At 68.1% G+C, this 15,981-nt stretch carries 13 protein-coding genes; 5 read left to right on the top strand and 8 right to left on the bottom strand.

Annotated elements, in window-relative coordinates; genetic code table 11:
* The first annotated feature begins 1 nt into the window (after position 1).
* Positions 2-1,240: a sigma-54 dependent transcriptional regulator gene (locus tag VF697_RS26415; RefSeq protein ID WP_331099490.1), complete on the top strand. Its 1,239-nt coding sequence runs from the start codon at positions 2-4 to the stop codon at positions 1,238-1,240.
* A gap of 1,265 nt (positions 1,241-2,505) precedes the next feature.
* Positions 2,506-3,378, top strand: coding sequence for a GNAT family N-acetyltransferase (locus VF697_RS26410; protein ID WP_331099489.1), 873 nt, complete (start codon positions 2,506-2,508; stop codon positions 3,376-3,378).
* Positions 3,379-3,396: 18 nt separating this feature from the next.
* Here the strand turns inward: VF697_RS26410 and VF697_RS26405 are convergent, their stop codons facing one another.
* The 7 genes from VF697_RS26405 to VF697_RS26375 are packed head-to-tail and all read right to left on the bottom strand — an operon-like array spanning position 3,397 to position 11,599.
* Complete coding sequence (locus VF697_RS26405) at positions 3,397-4,959, bottom strand: NADH-quinone oxidoreductase subunit N (protein ID WP_331099488.1); 1,563 nt, start codon at positions 4,957-4,959, stop codon at positions 3,397-3,399.
* Positions 4,960-4,975: 16 nt separating this feature from the next.
* Complete coding sequence (locus tag VF697_RS26400) at positions 4,976-6,661, bottom strand: NADH-quinone oxidoreductase subunit M (protein WP_331099487.1); 1,686 nt, start codon at positions 6,659-6,661, stop codon at positions 4,976-4,978.
* Positions 6,658-8,892, bottom strand: coding sequence for an NADH-quinone oxidoreductase subunit L (nuoL, locus tag VF697_RS26395; RefSeq protein WP_331099486.1), 2,235 nt, complete (start codon positions 8,890-8,892; stop codon positions 6,658-6,660). The genes VF697_RS26400 and nuoL overlap by 4 nt, the downstream gene beginning before the upstream one ends.
* 40 nt (positions 8,893-8,932) lie before the next feature.
* Positions 8,933-9,235 (bottom strand): NADH-quinone oxidoreductase subunit NuoK, encoded by a 303-nt coding sequence (gene nuoK / locus VF697_RS26390; RefSeq protein WP_331099485.1) that lies wholly within the window; start codon positions 9,233-9,235, stop codon positions 8,933-8,935.
* 3 nt (positions 9,236-9,238) lie between these two features.
* Positions 9,239-9,754, bottom strand: a complete 516-nt coding sequence (locus VF697_RS26385) for an NADH-quinone oxidoreductase subunit J (RefSeq protein ID WP_331099484.1) — start codon at positions 9,752-9,754, stop codon at positions 9,239-9,241.
* Entirely contained in the window at positions 9,751-11,085 is a 1,335-nt protein-coding gene (gene nuoF, locus VF697_RS26380) for an NADH-quinone oxidoreductase subunit NuoF (RefSeq protein WP_331099483.1), read from the bottom strand. Before nuoF ends, VF697_RS26385 begins: the two co-directional genes overlap by 4 nt.
* A 25-nt stretch (positions 11,086-11,110) precedes the next feature.
* Positions 11,111-11,599, bottom strand: coding sequence for an NAD(P)H-dependent oxidoreductase subunit E (locus tag VF697_RS26375; RefSeq protein ID WP_331099482.1), 489 nt, complete (start codon positions 11,597-11,599; stop codon positions 11,111-11,113).
* A gap of 103 nt (positions 11,600-11,702) precedes the next feature.
* Between VF697_RS26375 and VF697_RS26370 the strand changes: the two genes are divergently transcribed.
* The 3 genes from VF697_RS26370 to serB are packed head-to-tail and all read left to right on the top strand — an operon-like array spanning position 11,703 to position 15,302.
* Positions 11,703-12,464: a TIGR02266 family protein gene (locus VF697_RS26370; RefSeq protein WP_331099481.1), complete on the top strand. Its 762-nt coding sequence runs from the start codon at positions 11,703-11,705 to the stop codon at positions 12,462-12,464.
* Positions 12,465-12,522: 58 nt separating this feature from the next.
* Positions 12,523-14,043, top strand: coding sequence for a serine/threonine-protein kinase (locus VF697_RS26365; RefSeq protein WP_331099480.1), 1,521 nt, complete (start codon positions 12,523-12,525; stop codon positions 14,041-14,043).
* A gap of 59 nt (positions 14,044-14,102) precedes the next feature.
* Positions 14,103-15,302 carry a phosphoserine phosphatase SerB gene (gene serB / locus VF697_RS26360; RefSeq protein WP_331099479.1) on the top strand — a complete coding sequence of 400 codons (1,200 nt, stop codon included), beginning with the start codon at positions 14,103-14,105 and terminating at the stop codon, positions 15,300-15,302.
* A 6-nt stretch (positions 15,303-15,308) separates the two neighbouring features.
* On the opposite strand, the gene VF697_RS26355 is transcribed toward serB, so the two are convergent.
* Positions 15,309-15,981, bottom strand: a 673-nt coding sequence (locus tag VF697_RS26355) for a hypothetical protein (protein ID WP_331099478.1), incomplete at its 5' end; no start/stop codon positions are given.

Raw genomic sequence — 15,981 nt, 5'->3', positions numbered from 1 at the left:
CATGGATGGGCTCACGCTCCTCACGAAGGCGCTCGAGGTGTCCCCGCGCCTCCAGGTCATCGTGATGACGGCCTTCGGCTCCATCCAGAGCGCGGTGGATGCGATGCGGCAGGGGGCCTTCGACTACATCACCAAGCCCTTCAAGGAAGTGGAGCTGCGCCTGCGGGTGGAGAACGCGCTGGAGAAGGCCCGGATGCTGTCGCAGATGGGCCTGTTCGCCGACGAGTTCAACGAGCGCCACGGCCTGAGTGCGCTGGTGGGCCGCAGCCCGGCCATGCGGGAGCTGACGTCGCGCCTGCAGCGCGTGGCGCAGAGCGACGCCACGGTGCTGGTGCAGGGCGAGAGCGGCACGGGCAAGGAGCTCGTCGCCCGCGCGGTGCACGCGCACAGCCGGCGCAAGAGCAAGCCCTTCGTCCCCGTCAACTGCGCGGCCATCTCCGAGACGCTGCTGGAGAGCGAGCTGTTCGGCCACGCCAAGGGCGCCTTCACCGGCGCGGTGCGCGCCCGCCGTGGCCTCGTGGAGGAGGCGGACGGCGGCACTCTCTTCATTGACGAGGTGACGGAGACGGCCCCCGCCTTCCAATCCAAGCTGCTGCGCACCCTGCAGGAGGGCGAGGTGCGGCGCGTGGGCGAGTCCACCACGGTGAAGGTGGACGTGCGGATCGTCGCCGCCACCAACCGCGACATCGAGCTGGAGGTGCGCGAGAAGCGCTTCCGGCAGGACCTTTACTACCGGCTCAACGTGGTGACGCTGCGCGTGCCGCCGCTGCGCGAGCGCCTGGAGGACGTGCCCGCGTTGGCCGAGCACTTCCTCAAGCGCGCCAACGCCCGCAGCCCCAGGCCCAAGCGCCTGTCGCAGTCGGCGGTGGATCACCTGATGGGCTACAACTTCCCCGGCAACGTGCGCGAGCTGGAGAACCTGGTGGAGCAGGCGGCGGCGCTGTCCGAGGGAGAGGAGCTGCTGCCCGAGGACTTCCCCATGCGCCCCAGTGCGAGCATGGCGGTCAGTGGCCCCACGGAGGCCTCGCCCACTCCGGCGGCCACCGATGCCACCACCCGGGGGCCCACGCTGGCCGAGTCGGTGGAGGAGGCCGAGCGGCGGGCGATTGCCCAGGCCCTGGAGCGGCACGGGATGGACCTGGGCCGCGTCGCCGAGGAGCTGTCCGTCTCCTCCACCACGCTGTGGCGGAAGATGAAGCGCCTCAACCTCCGTCCGCTCGGGGGCGATCACCGGGAGTGAGGCTGGACGGCAGGTGTCCCCTGCCGCACACCCGGGCAGATCTGAAATGTCCCGTCAGTCGTGAAAAACAGAAGCCGCTGAAATCATTGCGGATTTTCACATCTGCAAAAGCATTGCAGAGCTGCAACGCAGGGAAGGGGCCTCGCGAGGCTGTTTGGAGCGCTAAGCGCCCGAGATTACTGGGTTCTGAGATTCTTGGGAGGTTGGCATGGCGAGTGCTAAAGCTTGAGTCCGGAGCACATCGAAGCAGGGCTGAAGGCGGTTCCCCCCCACCACTTCAACTCTTCCGGTGAGCTTCCTTGAGAAGAACCCGTGGCCCGGCCCCCTTCCTAAGGGTGCCGGGCCGCCTTCTTTTGGGGCTCCTGATCGCGGGCCCAGCGGCTTTGCAGATCTGCAAGGCCATTTCACAACTGCAATGCAGAGCTGAAAGCCTCCCGCGCTCCCTGCCGCCAAGTGCTTGAAAACACGGGCCGAAGTGGCTGGCATGGCGGATGCTAAAGCTGAGGGTACGGAGCACGTCGAAGCAAGGCTGAAGGGGTTCCCCCCCACCGCTTCAGCCCTTCCGGTGAGCTTCCTGAGAAGAACCCGCGGCCCGGTCCCCTTTCTGAGGGTACCGGGCCGCCTTCTTTTTGGGCCTCCGCTTCGGACTCTTCCTCCCGTGCCTTTCACCACTGCAAGGCCATTTCACGGCTGCAATGCAGGAATGAAATCCGCCACGGATTTCCGACGGGGGTGAAGCGCCAAGTGCTTGAAAACACGGGCCGGGGTGGCTGGCATGGCCAATGCTAAAGAGAAGACACGGAGCACGTCGAAGCAAGGCTGAAGGGGTTCCCCCCCACCGCTTCAGCCCTTCCGGTGAGCTTCTTGAGAAGAACCCGCGGCCCGGTCCCCTTTCTGAGGGTGCCGGGCCGCCTTCTTTTTGGGGCCTCCGCTTCGGGCTCTTCCTCCCGTGCCTTTCACCACTGCAAGGCCATTTCACGGCTGCAATGCAGGAATGAAATCCGCCACGGATTTCTGACGGGCGCGAAGCGCCAAGTGCTTGAAAACATGGGCCGGAGTGGCTGGCATGGCCAATGCTAAAGAAAAGACACGGAGCACGTCGAAGCAAGGCTGAAGTGGTTCCCCCCCACCCCTTCAGCCTTTCCGGCGAGCTTCTTGAGAAGAACCTGCGGCCCGGTCCCCTTCCTGAGGGTGCCGGGCCGCCTTCTTTTATACGCTCCGCCCCTCGCGCCCGGCTCCGTGGCGCGGCGGAGGGGGCTTTCGACATGCGGGACGCACACGGCGAGACGTGGCAGCTGCGGCCGGGGCGGGTGGAGGACCACGCGGATTTCGCTCGGCTCTTCGGGGAACTGGGCCTGGAGGATCCACCGCCGACGCTGGACATGTGGGTGTCGGGCCTGATGAAGCACGCGTACTTCGTGGACGGGCCGGAGGGTCCTCGCGCGTACGCCCTCCTCGACGTGATGGGGGACACGGGCCACGTGTCGAGCCTGGTGGTGGCGCCGGGCCAGCGGGGGCTGGGCGTGGGGCGGTGGGTGATGGGGCGGCTCGCGGAGCTGCTGCGGGCGCGGGGCTGTCGCCAGTGGCGGCTGTACGTGAAGCCGGACAACGCGCCGGCCGTGGCGCTGTACACCTCGGTGGGGATGAAGCCGGGGAAGCTGGAGCGCACGTGGTGCCTGTCGCGCGGGCACATGGCGGCCCTGCCCCCGGCGCCCGAAGCCCTCGAGGTGGTGCCGGTGGTCGAGTCGGACTTCGCCCCGCTCACCGAGGCCTTCGGGTTGGTACCCGGGAAGCTGGCCAGCTACGCCGCGCAGCCCATGCACTGGCTGCGGCGCCTGGCGGACCCAACGCGGCCGGACGCGGGATGGCTGGGGATGATGGATCTGCGACCCCACCCAGGGCTGGTGTTTCCCTTCTTCGCGGCCACGCCCGCGCATGCGCGGGCGCTGCTGGAGGCGGCCTTTCTCGAGGTGGCGAGCGCGCGGGAGCTGAAGCTGGTGACGGGGGACGAGGCCCTGCAGGCGCTGCTGCGCGCGGCGGGAGTGCGGCTCGTGCTGGAGACCCTGGAGATGCGCGGGCCGCTGCCGGAGGAGCCCGCAGCGAAAACGCCCGGGCGGAGTGCGCCCGGGCGTCGGTGAAGCGAACGGCTTGGGAGCTCAGCGGCTGAAGAGCGTGCCGGCCTGGGCGATCCACTCGGTGAGGGGGCCGGGCATGATGCCCAGCAGCACCACGGCGGCGGTGGAGACGATGAGGGCCACCTCCGTCATCCAGTTGCGCTCCAGGACGTGGGCGCCCTCGGGGACGGGCCGCATGTACATGTAGACGACGATGCGCAGGTAGTAATAGGCGCCGGCCGCGCTGGAGAGCACCGCGATGATGGTGAGGCCCACGAGGCCCGCGTCCACGGCGGCGCGGAAGAGCAGCAGCTTTCCGATGAAGCCGACGGTGGGCGGAATGCCCGCGAGCGACAGCATGAAGGCGGCCATGGCGAAGGCCCAACCCGGCCGGCGCTGGGCCAGGCCGCTGAAGCGCTCGAGGTCCCAGGCGGTCCCCTTTTCCTCATCCTCACGGCGCTCCAGGACGGAGATGATGCCGAAGGCGCCCACCGCGGTGACGGTATAGGCGAGCAGGTAGAAGAGGATGCTGCGCAGGGCGTCCACGCGCGTCACCATCTCGGGGCTGGCGCCCACCAGGGCGGTGGGGCCGAGCAGGCGGAACTCCTGGCCCGGCTGGGTGACGAAGAGGGCCGCCACGCCCAGCAGCAGGTAGCCGGCGTGGGCGATGGAGGAGTAGGCCAGCATGCGCTTCACGTTGCGCTGCGGGATGGCCAGCAGGTTGCCCGCCACCATGGTGAGCAGCGCCAGGGTGGAGAACATGACGAAGGGCAGCTTCGGGTCGATGCCGCTGCCCACGGTGACGAACACGCGCACCAGGGCGACGAAGGCGGCGGCCTTCACGGCCGCGCTCATCAGCGCGGTGACGGGGGTGGGGGCGCCCTCGTACACGTCCGGCGTCCACATGTGGAAGGGCACCGCGGCCACCTTGAAGGCGAAGCCGGCGGCCACCAGCACCGCGCCGACGTAGACGAGCGGCGCGCTGGTGGTGCCCATCGCGTTCTTCAGCGGCTGCACCATGTCCGACAGCAGCGTCGTGCCGGTGGCGCCGTACAGCAGCGCCGAGCCGTACAGCAGCACCGCGGAGGAGAAGGCGCCGAGGATGAAGTACTTGAAGCCCGCCTCGCTCGGCCGCGTGCCGCGCCGCAGGAAGGACGTCAGCGCGTACGTGGCGATGGAGAGGATCTCGATGTTGACGAAGATGGTGATGAGCTCGTTGGAGATGCCCAGCAGGCTCATGCCCGCGCCGGCGAAGAGCATCAGCGCGTAGAACTCACCGCGCTCGGCGCCGCGCTTGCGCAGGAAGGCGGCCGAGGTGAGCGTCGCCAGCGCCAGCGCCACGCAGACGATGAAGGTCAGGAAGCTGGAGAAGGGGTCCAACGCGCCGAAGCCGAGGAACACCTCGCGCGCCGGCTGGAACAGCAGGCTCAGGGACACGAGGCCGGCGATGACGGAGGTGGCGGCCGCCAGCACCGCCTGGTAGCCGCGCGACGCGGTCGGAGTGAGGAACACCTCCGAGAGCAGCAGGACGCACGCTCCCACCACCAGGATGATGGCGGGGATGAGCGGGAGGAAGTCCGCCGAGGTCAGGGTAGGCAGGTTCATGGGTGGTGACTCTCGACTAGCGCCGGTCGGCGAAGGGGCCCGACGGCTGGGCAGTGGGGGCAGCGGCGAGGTCGGCGGCGGGCAGCCCCATCACGGAGATCTGCACGTCGGCGGGCCGCAGCTGGTTGCCGGGAGCGCCCAGGTTGGCGCGCGTGATGAAACGCTCGGAGGACGGGTTGATGCGGTCCAGGAAGGGCTGGGGCATCAGGCCCATCACCGCCACGAGGACGAGGAAGGGCGCCACGGTGGCGAACTCGCGCAGGCTCAAGTCCGTCAGGTGCTGGTTCTCCCGGTGGGTGAGGGGACCGAAGAACACCTTCTGCACCATCCACAGCATGTACGCCGCGCCGAGGATGACGCCCAGGGTGGCCAGCACGCCGAAGCCGAGGCCCAGGTTGCTCTTGAAGGTGCCCAGCAGCACCAGGAACTCGCCGATGAAGCCGTTGGTGCCCGGCACCGCGATGGACGAGAACGTGATGATGACGAAGGCCGCCGTGAACACCGGCACCACCCGCGCGATGCCGCCGTAGTCGGACATGAGGCGGGTGTGGCGCCGCTCGTAGATGAAGCCGAACAGGAGGAACAGCGCGCCCGTGGACACGCCGTGGTTGAGCATCTGGTAGGCGCTGCCGGTGGCGCCCTCCTGGGTGAGGGCCAGCATGCCCAGCATGCAGTAGCCCAGGTGGCTCACGGACGAGTAGGCGATGAGCTTCTTGATGTCCCGCTGCGCCAGGCACATGAGCGCGCCGTAGACGATGCCAATCACCGCCAGGGCGGACAGGAAGGGCCGGGCCTGCTGCGTCGCCACGGGGAAGAAGGGAATCGCGTAGCGCCAGAAGCCGAAGGTCCCCATCTTCAGCATCACGCCGGCCAGGATCATGGAGCCGGCCACGGGCGCCTGCACGTGGGCGTCGGGCAGCCACGTGTGCACGGGCCACATCGGCACCTTGATGGCGAAGGCCAGGGCGAAGGCGGCGAAGAGCCACGGGCCCCAGCGGTGCAGCATGCTGGCCATGCCCGTGAGCTGCGTGCAGTCACCGGCGCCCATGCACGTGGAGATCTCCCGGTTGGCGGAGATGAGGCTGTTGTAGATGGTGGCGTAGTCGAAGGAGCGGTTACCCGGCGTGCTGCTGATGAAGTACAGGGCGACGATGGCCACCAGCATCAGCAGCGAGCCCGCCAGGGTGTAGAGGAAGAACTTCACCGCCGCCATCTGGCGATCCTCGGCGCCCCACACACCCACCAGCAGGTACATGGGGATGAGCATGGCCTCCCAGAAGATGTAGAAGAGCAGCACGTCCATGGAGACGAGCGCGCCCATCATCACCGTCTGAAGCACCAGCAGCGACAGGTGGAACTCCTTCACCCGCTCGGTGATGTACGTCTGCGAGGCCATCACCACCAGGGGCCCCAGGAAGACCGTCAGCAGCAGCAGGCTGATGGCCAGGCCGTCCACGCCGATGTGGTAGCTGACGCCGAGCTGCTCCAGCCAGCGCGTGCGGTACTCGAGCTGGAACTCGGGGCCACCCGGCTCGAAGCGCATGTACGCCCAGAGCCCGAAGGCCGCGTCCACCAGCATGCCGATGAACGTGACGGTGCGAATCTGCCCGCGCTCTCCGCCGGGCAGCATGCACACGAGCGCCGCGAAGACGAGCGGCAGGTAGATGACGAGGTTGAGCAGATGGTTGTCGAAGAAGCTCATTGCAGCACCTGGATGAGGGCGTACACCGCGCCGCCGAGCAGGGCCAGGGCCATCACCGCGGCATAGGCCTGTGCGTCTCCCGTCTGCACGTAGCGCAGGGCGCTGCCGACGCGGGCGGTCACCCACGCCGTGCCGCGCACCGCCACCGTGTCGATGAGGAGCGTGTCCACCAGCTTGTAGAGGATGGCGCTCACGTTCTTCACCGGCCGGATGACCAGGAACTCGTAGGCCTCATCCACGTAGAACTTGTTGAGCGTGAAGCGCCGCACCGAGCGGGCGAAGGCCGGGACCGGCTTGCCCACCTGCGCGGGGAAGTACTTCATGTACAGGAAGGCCGCCGCCACGCCGCCCGACAGCGCCACCAGCCACGCCTTGAGGTAGTCCACGATGCTCGGGACGCTGTGGTCCAGCTGCACCAGCTCGCCGCGACCGGCGATGCGCTCGGCGCTCGCGAACACGGGGCCCAGGAAGTTCTCCATCACCGGCTGCGGGCCGTTGCGACCCGGCATGAGCGGCAGCGCGTACACCAGCGAGAACACGCTGAGCACCGCCAGCACCACCAGCGGCAGCGTCATGTGCCAGGCGCTCTCGTGCGCGTGGGCAATCTTCGCCTCCGGCGAGCGCTTGCCCTCGAAGGTCAGCAGGTACACGCGCGACATGTAGAAGGCGGTGCACGCCGCGATGAGCAGGCCCACGTAGTAGATGGCGCTCGAGGCCCAGCCGTAGCCGGCCAGGTGGTTGTGGTGGATGCCGTGGAAGATGGCGTCCTTGGAGAAGAAGCCGGAGAGCGGGACGATACCGGTGATGGCCAGGGTGGCCACGAAGAAGGTGCCCCACGTCCACTTCATCTCGTGGCGCAGGCCGCCCAGCTTCTTGATGTCCGTCTCGTCCGCGTTGCCGTGCATGACGCTGCCGGCGCCGAGGAAGAGGCAGGCCTTGAAGAAGGCGTGGGTGACGAGGTGCAGCACCGCTGCCCAGAAGATGCCCATGCCCACGCCCATGAACATGATGCCCAGCTGCGACACCGTGGAGTAGGCGAGCACCTTCTTGATGTCGTCCTGCGCGAAGGCGATGAGCGCGGCGATGAGCGAGGTGAGCGCGCCGATGATGGCCACCGTCACCATGGCGGTGGGGCTCATCACCAGCAGGTAGCTCATGCGGCTGAAGAGGTAGACGCCCGCGGTCACCATCGTCGCCGCGTGGATGAGGGCGGAGACGGGCGTCGGGCCGGCCATGGCGTCCGGCAGCCAGACGTACAGCGGGAACTGGGCGCTCTTGCCCGCCGCGCCGAGCAGGAACAGCAGCAGCGCCACCGTCAGCACGCCTCCGAAGGTACGGCCCGCCAGCGGACCGTCCGCGATGGTGCTCTGCAGGGTGACGGCGGCCTCCGACTTCTCCGGCGAGGCGGGCAGCGCGTTGGCCATGACCTCCAGGCCCTGGAAGGTCACCGGGCCCTTCTGCTGCAGACCCTCGCGGAAGCGCACCTGCACGGACTCGGCGTTGCCACCCACCTGGGAGAAGTTGCCCCGGTCGGCCTGGGTGTTGAACGCGCTCACCAGCAGCACCACCAGGAAGGTGGCGATGAGGAAGGCGAAGTCACCGATGCGGTTGGTGACGAACGCCTTGCGGCCCGCCCACGCCTTGGCCGCGTCCGAGTACCAGAAGCCGATGAGCAGGTAGCTGGCCATACCGACGCCCTCCCAGCCCACGAAGAGCAGGACGAGGTTGTCGGCGAGCACCAGCGTGAGCATGGCGGCCACGAAGAGGTTGAGGTACGCGAAGTAGCGCCAGTAGCTCTCGTCGTGCTCCATGTAGCTGGTGGAGTACAGGTGGATGAGGAAGCCCACGCCGGTGATGACCAGCAGGAGCGTCCCCGACAGGTGGTCCACCAGCAGGCCGAAGTTCACCCGGAACGTTCCGGCGCTGAACCAGGTGCCGTAGTCGTGGGCGATGGCGTAGCGGATGGTGCCAGGCGAGAAGGCGTTGTCGATTGACACCGGGCTGCCGCCCGACACGTGGCTGACCGACCAGAAGGCCAGCACGGACAGCACGAAGGAACCGGCCACCGTCGCGCAGGCGATGAGGTGGACGTTGGCGCGGCCGAGCATCTTGCCGAACACGCCGCACACGAACGCGCCCATCAGCGGCAGCGCGATGATGAGCCACAGCGACTGCGCGAAGACGGCGGGGTCCACCGGCGCGGTCATGAAGAACTGTCTGAGGGCATCCATGGATGGGCTCTCTAAAAGGACGGAAGGGGGGGCCGGGGCGTCAGTGCTTCATCGTCCGCATGTCGTCGATATTGACGCTGCCGCGGCTGCGGAACACCGCGATGACGATGGCCAGACCGATGGAGGCCTCGGCCGCCGCGACGGCAATGACGAAGAAGGCGGACACGTGGCCGGTGAAGTCACCGGTCTGCTTGGCGAAGGCGAGGAACGTCAGGTTCGCCGCGTTCATCATCAGCTCCACGCACATGAAGACCACCAGTGCGTTGCGGCGGATGAGCACCCCGAACATGCCGAGGCAGAACAGCGCGGCGGCGAGGATCAGATAATAGGAGATGGGAACCATGGATCAGATCCTCGACTTGGCGACGACCACCGCGCCCACCATGCCCACCAGCAGCAGCAGGCTCACCGCCTCGAAGGGCAGCAGCCACTTGGTGAAGATGGTCTGTCCAATGACCGCCAGGGTGCCGAAGCCGCTGGCCACCGCCTGCGGGCCCGCGAACTGCTCGGCGCGCACCGGCAGCTTCCAGATGGCCACCACCAGCACCACCAGCAGCCCCGCCGCCGCCGCTCCGCCAGCGATGCGCGAGAGCGTCAGCCGCGGCCCGGTCGAGGTCGACTCGCCCAGGTTGAGCAGCATGATGACGAAGAGGAAGAGCACCATGATGGCGCCCGCGTAGACCAGCACCTGCAGCACCGCCACGGTGTGGGCCCACAGCAGCACGTAGATGCCGGCCAGGAAGAAGAACGTGGCCACCAGCGCCATGGCGGAGCTGATGGGGTTCTTCGCGAAGATGACCAGCCCGGCGGATAGCAGCGTCAGGAGCGCGAACGCTCCAAAGAGAACCAGCTCGACGTTCACGACCAGTCTCCGAACGCGCCCCAGGGCTTGTCGCCGAACGGGCAGCGGTGCTCGCGGATGTGCGCCTCGAACTCGTCGCGGAAGCGCATGAGGAAGGAATGGGTCGGCAGCGCCGCGGCATCACCCAGCGCGCAGATGGTGTTACCCAGGCCGATGGGAGGGTAGGGCGCGATGGACGCCGCCACGTTGCTGAGGATCTGCACGTCCCCCGGCTCGCCGCGCCCCTCTTCGATCTTCCGGAGGATGCGCGTCTGCCACGGGGTGCCCTCGCGGCACGGGGTGCACTGGCCGCAGGACTCCTCGGCGTAGAAGCGCGCCACGCGCCACAGGCTGCGCACCATGCACGTGGTGTCATCCATCACGATGACGCCGCCGGAGCCCGCCATGGTCTGCTTCACCTTGACGGCCTCGAACTCCATGGCGATGTCCAGCTCGTCCGGGCTGAGGATGGGCGCCGACGAGCCGCCCGGAATCACGGCCTTGATCTTGCGGCCCGCGGGCAGGCCCCGGCCGTACTTGTCGTCGAAGATGAGCTGGGTGAAGGTGGCCTCCAGCGGCACCTCGTACACGCCCGGGCGGTTCACCGTGCCCGAGAGGCACACCAGGCGCGTGCCACCGGACTTGTCGGTGCCCAGCCCGGCGTACCAGGCGGAGCCGCGGGTGAAGACATGGGGCACGCTGGCGAGCGTCTCCACGTTGTTCACCACCGTGGGGCTGCCGAACAGGCCCACCACCGCGGGGAACGGCGGCTTGAGGCGGGGCCAGCCCTTCTTGCCCTCGAGGCTCTCGAGCAGCGCCGTCTCCTCGCCGCAGATGTAGGCGCCCGCGCCTCGCACCACGTAGCAGTCCAGCTGGTAGTCCTTGCCCAGCATCTTCTTGCCGAAGATGCCGGCGGCGTAGGCCTCCTTGATGGCCGCGTTGGTGCGCTCGGCCTGGAGCTTGAACTCACCGCGCAGGTACACGTAGCAGGTGTGCACGCCCAGCGCGTAGGACGCGATGGCGATGCCCTCCAGCATCATGTGCGGGTCGTTCTCGAGGATGTAGCGGTCCTTGAAGGTGCCCGGCTCGGACTCGTCGCCGTTGACGGCCAGGTACTTGGGCTTGGGGTTGTCCTTGGGGACGAAGCTCCACTTGAGGCCCGTGGGGAAGCCCGCGCCGCCGCGTCCGCGGAGGTTGGACTTCTTCACCTCGTCGATGATCTGCGCCGGCGCCAGCTCCAGGGCCTTCTCCAGGCCCTTGTAGCCCCCGCGCTTCTTGTACTCATCCAGCTTCCAGGAGTTGGGCTTCCCCCAGGCGCTCGTGATGATCGGTTCGAATGCCGTTGTCGCCATGGAAATCAGGTCCTTATGGAGGAGTTCAGGAGAGCTTGTCGAAGAGGGCGTCGAGCTTGGCCTTCGTCAGGCTCTCGTGGTGGTCCTCGTTGATTTGCAGGCACGGGGCGGTGCCGCAAGACGCAAGGCACTCGGTCTCGCGCAACGTGAAGCGCTCGTTCGACTCCCCAGCCTTCAGGCCGAGCTTCTGCTCCAGATAGGCGAGCATCTTCTCCGCGCCCCACAGGGCACAGGAAAGATTGGTGCAGACGTCGACGACGTACTTCCCCGGCTTCTTGAGGTGGTACATCACGTAGAAGCTCGCCACTTCGTAGGCGCGCTCGGGGGTGACGCCCAGCCGGCTGGCCACCAGCTTCAACCCCTCGGGGGGCAACCAACCCTTCAGCTCCTGCAGGAGCCGCAGAGCGGGGAGCATCCCGGCGCTCTTACGGTCTGCGGGGTAGTGCGAGATGATCTCCGCCATCTCCGCATCGAACTTCTTCTGCTCTTCGGGGGTGAACAGGGGCTCCGCCATGGCGGGCGCTTCGTAAGGCCCCTATGGCTTCGTTGTCAACATAAACCCACGGCGCTACACTGAGGTCCATCAGCGAAATGCCGAGCGATTTCAAGCCTTTGTTATGAATCGGGGATCAGACGACCAGCGCGACAGTCCCCGAGTGCCCTTCGTCCTGCGGGTGCGCTTCCCGGATCAGGCTCGAATGGCGGCGGTCACGGAGAACCTCTCCAAGGGGGGGATCTTCGTGCAGACCGAGCGCGTCTTCACGGCCGGGCAAGAGGTGGGGCTGGCACTTTCTTTCCCGGGGCTCCTGAATCCGGTAGAAGTCGTGGGGACGGTGGCCTGGGTACGGCCAGCGACGGCCGAGGCGCCGGGTGGTGTCGGCATCCGTGTGGTGCGCGATCAGGACCGGCAGCGATTGGGTGAAATCTTGAGTTCGCCAGGACAGACCCGCGCGTCGGACCAGGGGCCCCTCCCCACGGAGGGCTACCGTGTGCTCATCGTCGAGGACAACCCGCACATCGTCGAGATGTACAGCTACGTCCTCAAGAAGCTGGCGAGCGGCGAGCTGGCGGGAAAGATTCCCCTGGAGGTCCACTTCTCTCCGGACGGGCACCACGCCCTGCAGCAGCTCCTGGAGCGCCAGGGTCGCTTCAGCCTGGTGATGACGGACCTGTACATGCCGGTGATGGACGGCTTCGCGTTGATCGAGCGCATCCGCGCCGAGGCGATGCTCAAGTCCATTCCCGTGGTGGCCATCTCGGCGGGTGGGCCCGAAGCGCGCGAGCGTGCCATGCAGCTGGGCGTGGACATCTACCTGCGCAAGCCGGTGCGTTTCCAGGAAGTGCTGGAGACGGTGAAGCAGCTTCTTCACATTCCCTGACGGTCGGCCGGGAGCCCACGTTGAGGCAGGGGGCCAGGACGGCTAGAGTCCGGGGCGCATGCCCAAGCCCGTCATCCACCGCGACACTGTCTGCGGCGAGGCGCTGTTCATCCTCCAGAGTCTGAGGGAGAACGGCCGTCTGGGACGTTCGAGCAAGCTGGCCGATGTGAAGGCCGCGCTCGAGCCGTCTGTCTCGCTGGAGTTCGACAGCTACTACCTCTTCCTCCGCAAGTACCTCTACATCGCCTTGGATCCCCGCGAGGCGCAGCTCCGGCTCACCGAGCTGGGCGAGCGCGTGGTGGACAACGAGCTGCAGGAGAAGTTCGGCCTGGAGGTGGACGAGTTCTTCGCCGAGCAGCTCCAGGCCGACGACTCCGCTCCGGCCAGCGACGAGGCGGCGGATCCAACGATGCCTCCGCCCCCGCCGGACATCCTCCTCGATGAGAACGAGGTGCTGCCGACCGTGGAGCAGCCGCCCGCCCTGCCGAGGGCCCGCCCGTCCGGCGCGTTTGGTTCGTTCGGGCTGGAGCCGGCACAGGCCGCGCCCGTGCCGTTGCCGCCCGCGATGGCGAGCGTGCGCAACGAGGTGACGCCCCCGCCGTCCGCCGCGCCGATGCCTTCCGTGGCGCCGATGGCCTCCGCCGTTGTTCCTCCCCTCGCTCCGCCCGTCCCCATGCCCGCGCCCGTGCCCCCGGTGGCCGTGTCCTCCGCCGCTCCCAAGGCGGCCGAGCTGTTGGATCAGCGCTACCAGAAGCTCGACGCCCTCGGCACCGGGCCGCTCGGCACCGCGTACCAGGGCCGCTTCAACGCGCTCGGGCTGGACATCTGCGTCAAGGAGCTGAAGGACATCTTCGGCTACTTCTCCTTCCTCCAGCGCGGCGAGGTCCTCAAGCGGCTGAAGAAGGAGCTGTGCGCCCAGGCCCAGGTGCGCCACCCGGGCATCGTCCAGGTGCTGGACCAGAACACCGAGACGGCCCGGCCCTACTACGTGCTGGAGCTGCTGCACGGCAGCCTCAAGGGCAAGCTGGACGAGGGCGGGGGCAAGGGCGTGCCGGTGCCCGTCGCCATGCGCTGCTTCCTGCAGCTCGCCTACGCGCTGCGCGCCGCGCACACCGTGGGCCTCACCCACCACAACCTCAAGCCGGAGAACGTCCTCTTCGACGTCTACGGCAACGCGAAGCTGGGCGACTTCGGCCTCGGCCGCGTGGTGGAGCAGGATGCCTCCAAGGGCCTGCCCCATGTCTTCGTGGGCGCCAGCGGCATGGTGTACCTGGCCCCCGAGCTCATCCAGCCGCAGCGCGCGAAGGAGGCTGGTCCCGCCTCGGACGTCTACGGGCTGGGCATCCTCCTCTACGAGATGCTCACCGGGCAGATTCCCGGCCGCCGCTCGCCGCTGCCCTCCGAGGTCAACCCCGAGGCCCCCGCCGGTCTGGACGCCATCTTCGACAAGATGACCCACGACAAAGTGGAGCAGCGCTACCCGGACATCGACGCGATGCTGGAGGACTTCTACAAGTCCTTCACCGAGGCGGAGTTCCTCGCCAAGGGCGACCTCATCCTCTCCTCGGAGCCTCAGTAACGGTCCGGTGTGACGAGCGCTCGCGGTGGGCGGGTCGGGGCTGCTAAACCCGACCCGCCATGAGCGATCGCCAGAGTCCCCAGGACACCGTGCTCGTCACCGTCACCGGGAAGGACCAGCCCGGCATCACCGCGCGCCTGACCGGCCTCCTCGCCGAGGCGGGCGCGGCGCTGCTCGACATCGAGCAGGTGGTGGTGCAGGGCCAGCTCACCCTGTGCCTGCTGGTGCGTCTGCCCGAGGCGCGCGGCGTCCTCAAGGAGCTGCTCTTCGCGGCCCGGGAGCTGGGCGTGTCGCTGGACTTCCAGCCGGTGGACGCGCCGTCGGATGCCGCTTCGGCCCCCAGCCGCCATGTCGTCACCGCGGTGGGGCGCTCCCTGGGCGCGCGAGAGCTGCACGCCGTGGCCGAGCGCCTCGCGCGCCACGGGGCCAACATCGAGCGCATCAACCGCCTGTCCGACGCGGAGCTCGGCTCCGTGGAAATCCACATCGCCCTGCCGCCGGAGCGTGACCCGGAGGAGCTCAAGCGCTCGCTGCTGGAGCTGGCCATGGCCTCCAGCACCTTCGACGTGGCGCTGCAGCGCGAGAGCCTCTACCGGCGCGGCAAGCGGCTGGTGGTGATGGACATGGACTCCACGCTCATCCGCATCGAGGTCATCGACGAGCTGGCGCGGGCATATGGGGTGGGGGAGCAGGTGTCGCGCATCACCGAGCGCGCCATGCACGGGGAGATGGACTACGACGAGTCCCTGCGTCAGCGCGTGGCGTTGCTGAAGGGGCTGGACGAGAAGGTGCTGCGGGACCTCGCCGCCAACCTCCCGCTCACCGAGGGCGCGGAGACGCTCATCCGCGTGCTCAAGCGGCTGGGCTACCGCACCGCCATCATCAGCGGCGGCTTCTCCGTCGCGGCCGAGGCGCTCAAGGCCCGGCTGGGCATCGACTACGCCCACTCCAACGTGCTGGAGGTGGTGGACGGCAAGCTCACCGGCCGCACGCTGGGCGCCATCGTCAACGCGCGCCGCAAGGCGGAGCTGCTGGAGAGCATCGCGCAGTCGGAGGGCATCCTCCTCGACCAGGTCATCGCGGTGGGCGACGGCGCGAACGACTTGCTGATGCTGGAGCGCGCGGGCCTCGGCATCGCCTTCCGGGCCAAGCCCAAGCTGCGCCAGGCGGCCGACACCTCCATCTCCGCCGGGGGCCTGGACGCCATCCTCTTCCTCCTGGGGCTCAGCACGCGCGAGCTCCAGGAGGTGCTGGGGTAGGGCGGCTCAGGAGCGCATTCGCGCCGCCAGCTCCTTCTGCTGGAGCATCCCCTTCTCCAGCAGCAGCTGGAGCAGGGCGCGGAGGATCTTCGAGCTCTTCTCCTGGTTGACCTGCACCGCCTCCAGCCGCTGCATCTCCTCGGGGGAGAACACCGCGGCCGGCGACGGCGAGCTGCTGAGGATCTCATCGAGCAGGTCCGAGGCGCTCGAGCCTCCACTGCTGGGACGCGCCCCACCACTGGGACGCGCGGCGGCGGCCTGCTCCCGGGCGTTCTGCTCGGCCAGGCGCGGGGCGATGTCGGTGAGGGCCTTCATCACCGTCTTGCCGCTGATGTCGACGATCTTGAACTCATCCGCATCGGCCTGACCAGCGCTGTCCCTGCGCGTGGAGTGGGTCGTGTGGGTGACGTTCGGCTCCTGGTTGCGGTAGTGGCGCAGGATGGCGTGCTCGATCTCCCGGTCGCCCGCCACCATGGGGACGACGCGCGTGCGGCTGCGCGCGGCCACCTGGTCGATGGTCTGCAGGTCGGACGGGTCCGCCATGGCGAGCACGAGCGTCTTGCCGTTGTCGCGCAGGCCCACGGGGAAGACGCCCTTCTGCTCGGCGAAGCCGACATCCAGCTTGGCGAGGGCGCCCGTGTCCTTGGTGAGGTTGCCCAGCTGGACGCGCTGCACACCC

The sequence above is a fragment of the Archangium sp. genome, from assembly GCF_036388035.1.
Lineage (GTDB): Bacteria > Myxococcota > Myxococcia > Myxococcales > Myxococcaceae > Archangium.
Note: the sequence above shows the minus strand (reverse complement) of the source record. Positions and strands in the feature narration are given on the sequence as shown.